The organism is Calothrix rhizosoleniae SC01, from assembly GCF_900185595.1.
In the GTDB taxonomy this organism is placed as follows: domain Bacteria; phylum Cyanobacteriota; class Cyanobacteriia; order Cyanobacteriales; family Nostocaceae; genus Calothrix_A; species Calothrix_A rhizosoleniae.
The window spans coordinates 1-3,207 of record NZ_FYBH01000047.1; the positions used below are offsets into that span (position 1 = coordinate 1).

Annotated in this window: 3 protein-coding genes; 2 read left to right on the plus strand and 1 reads right to left on the minus strand. The window is 41.6% G+C overall.

Annotated features, from left to right (window positions below; all coding sequences use genetic code 11):
• Both CALSC_RS02655 and CALSC_RS02660 read left to right on the plus strand, forming a co-directional pair.
• Positions 1 to 850: RNA-guided endonuclease InsQ/TnpB family protein (locus CALSC_RS02655; protein ID WP_143288129.1), on the plus strand; the 850-nt coding region annotated here is incomplete at its 5' end.
• A gap of 66 nt (positions 851 to 916) precedes the next feature.
• Entirely contained in the window at positions 917 to 1,597 is a 681-nt protein-coding gene (locus CALSC_RS02660; protein ID WP_088239878.1) for a Uma2 family endonuclease, read from the plus strand.
• A gap of 44 nt (positions 1,598 to 1,641) precedes the next feature.
• On the opposite strand, the gene CALSC_RS02665 is transcribed toward CALSC_RS02660, so the two are convergent.
• Positions 1,642 to 2,841, minus strand: a complete 1,200-nt coding sequence (locus tag CALSC_RS02665; RefSeq protein WP_088239879.1) for a Coenzyme F420 hydrogenase/dehydrogenase, beta subunit C-terminal domain — start codon at positions 2,839 to 2,841, stop codon at positions 1,642 to 1,644.
• Between the last annotated feature and the right edge of the window lie 366 nt (positions 2,842 to 3,207).

The window sequence follows — 3,207 nt, forward strand, 5'->3', positions numbered from 1 at the left end:
TGGTCGGATGCGGAGTTTTGTTTTTCCTCAGTTCAAAAATAACCCAGTCATGGGCAATAAAATTAAATTGCCTGTAATTGGTGTAGTTGTGTTTAGAAAATCCCGACCAATACCAGAAGATTCAAAAGTAAAACAAGTGAGAATTGTTAAGCGTGTTTCTGGATGGTATGCAATGATAACCTTGCAATGGGATGTAAATGTACCTCAACCCATGCCACACGGTAACGCTTTGGGAATTGATGTAGGCTTAACCTCAATGGTAGCGACTTCTAACGGTCTTTTAGTCAAGCGTCCCAAGTTTTTTGTTGATGCCCAACGTAAGCTGAAATTGCTACAACAGCGTGTTACCAGAAAACCAAAAGGCTCAAACAATTGGTTAAAAGCACAACAGAAAGTTGCAAAATTACATGAATACGTTGCTAATTGTCGTAAAGATTGGCATAGAAAGCTTTCACATCAGCTATGTGAGGGTGTAGGGATGATATTTGTAGAGGATTTAAACTTAGTTGGTCTTTCCCGTGGGATGCTTGGTAAGCATTGCCTAGATGCGGGTTTTGGTCAATTTCTCAACATCCTTGAACAAACTTGTTTTAAATGTGGTGTCTATTTCCAGAAAGTAGACTCACGAAAGACAAGCCAAATATGTCCTAATTGCCAACATGAAACAGGTAAAAAAACATTAGCAGAGCGTGTTCATAAATGCGACAATTGCGGCTACATAACTGATAGAGATGTAGCTGCAAGTCAAGTAGTCCTAATTAGAGGACTTGCAGCCGTAGGGCATACGGTGAAGATGCTTTCTGAGGGTAAAACCATTGGGTTCCCTATGACGAAAGAATCCCACGGTTGATCGCCTAGCGTAACCGTGGGAGTGTCAAAATAAACCCAGAATACCCTCATAGTCAGCTCCCTAGCTATGTCCCTCGCTAAAGAATTAGATACTCCCCAAGACATCACCGAAGATGTTATCTTTCCCCCAGGTGATTTATACAGCGATGAACCTCCCTTGGAAACAGAACTACACCTCAGACAAATTATCTTACTTTTCAAATGTCTAGAATGGCTATGGAAAGACAGAAATGATTTCTATGCTGCTGGGAACTTAACCATTTATTACAGTCCCCATCAACGTAGATCAGAAGACTTCCGGGGACCAGATTTTTTTGTGGTGTTGGACACGGAACGTAAACTGCGTAAAAGTTGGGTTGTTTGGGAAGAAGATGGTAAATATCCCCATGTCATTGTAGAAATTCTGTCGGAATCCACAGCTAATACAGATAGAGAATTTAAGAAAAAACTTTACCAAGATACTTTTCGTACTCCTGATTATTTTTGGTTTGATCCTTACACCCTAGAATTCGCTGGATTTCATTTATTAGATGGACAATATGAACCTTTAGCAGTCAATGAAGAAGGACATTTGTGGAGTCAACAGTTAGGACTTTATTTGGGTATTTATGAAGGACTACTACGATTTTTTACCCCAGAAGGTGAATTAGTTCCTACCCCAGAAGAAACAGCAGAATCTGCTCAAAAAAAAGCAGAAAGGTTGGCTGCAAAGTTGCGAGAACTGAATATTGATCCAGATAATATTTAGCATCTGACAACATTTCTGAACTGGGGTTCTTCATCTACCCAAATTTAATCCGGTAACTTATACTGCCTCACAATCCTCTTGGCAAACTCCGGAACATGCTCCTCTAACTTCTGACCATAATTCCGTTTCACATACAAATAATTCCGCGTGAAGTGGGAATCGATGGAAAACCGCGCATATTCCAACCCTTTGGGACCAATTTTTTCAATTACCACCCCCATAAGTTTCGCCGCCCACATAGGCAAAGTCACACCTTTATCATAGGCAGGTATACTTTGCTGCACTGCCTGTTGGCGATCGCCTTTGGACATCACCGGCTGGGTTTGTATTTGGTCTTGCACCAATGACAGCATTTCTTTCCCAGTATCATTTCTCACTAAAATCCATTGCCAGCCGAAGGGTGCGCCCATATACCCAACAACTAAATCTGCAAGTGAATTTACGTAGTCGAAGCAACTCATACAGGAAGGGGCAAATACATCTTTGAGTTGGTTTGTTTTTAAACCAAAGAAAGGTACAGTTTCGGTGGAGCCATCCTCATGTTTGAAGTGAACCCGGAAGTCCTGCATAAATTCGTAATACACCACTGTTTCTGGAGAACGACTGGTGGTGTCAAGAAATTTTTGCAGTCCGGCGCGGGTGACGTTATCGACGCAGGGTGTACCCAAGACATAGAGTTTTTCTAAGCCCAGTTGTTTTTCTACGGCTCGTAATGCTTGGATTTGGCAACCAACGCCTATTACTAATAGTCGCTTCATCCCCGATTGTTCGATTTGCTCGAGTACGGAAAGGTTGGGGGAGAGAGTTGGTTTATTTACTCGTGCTGCCAGTATTTCCTCTGGGGTCCGGGCAATGACGGGCATGGGTTGAAAGCGGTCTTTTTTGGTATTTTGCACGCAGACCACCCCTTCAACTAGGCTACGATTCAGCATTTCAATGGCGATGGTGCTGACAATTCCTGTCCACTGAGCGCCGGGGATGGGCTCTATTTTCCGTGCAGCCATCATGTTTTGATGCACCCCAAAGTAGAGTTCATCGGGGTTGTCAAGGTTGCGATCGCGTCCGTGACTTTGGGTTTCTAATTGCTCAAATTGTTGATTAATAAAGGCACAGGCTGACTTGACATAATGAACATAGTATGTGTCGCAAAGTCCACATTCACTGCATAATTCTTTGGCGGGTTTAATGCTTCCGGGTTTAAGGGCTTTGGCTTTTTTATGCTTGGGGAAATCTACTGATGTCATTAAAATTTCGTGTTTAAAAATTTTAGATGCTTTATTTCACAATATCTCAGAGGGGTAGGTAAAAAGTCTTAAGAAGTATCAAAATCTATGATTGAGGTGATTTATTCTCTGCTGAGTACTTTATGAAAAGTTAATTCAGGATTTCAGTACGAGCAGTGATGTATAATACTATCTCTCTAAATCCTGGCTACAGATAATTTTCTCCCTGCTCCCTGCCCCCCTGCTGTCCATGTGTAGTTTTAAGTAAGTCAACAAAAATATTTACCATTATTACGAACTACGCGAAGTAATCCTAACCCTTTCGATTGCTTCGTTTCACTCCGTTACACTCGCAATGACATTGTGTAATTAATTATGTTTAACTAC

Coding starts and splice junctions, on each gene's coding strand:
- CALSC_RS02660 (WP_088239878.1), top strand. CDS start 917: ATGTCCCTCGCTAAAGAATTAGATACTCCCCAAGACATCACCGAAGAT.
- CALSC_RS02665 (WP_088239879.1), bottom strand. CDS start 2,841: ATGACATCAGTAGATTTCCCCAAGCATAAAAAAGCCAAAGCCCTTAAA.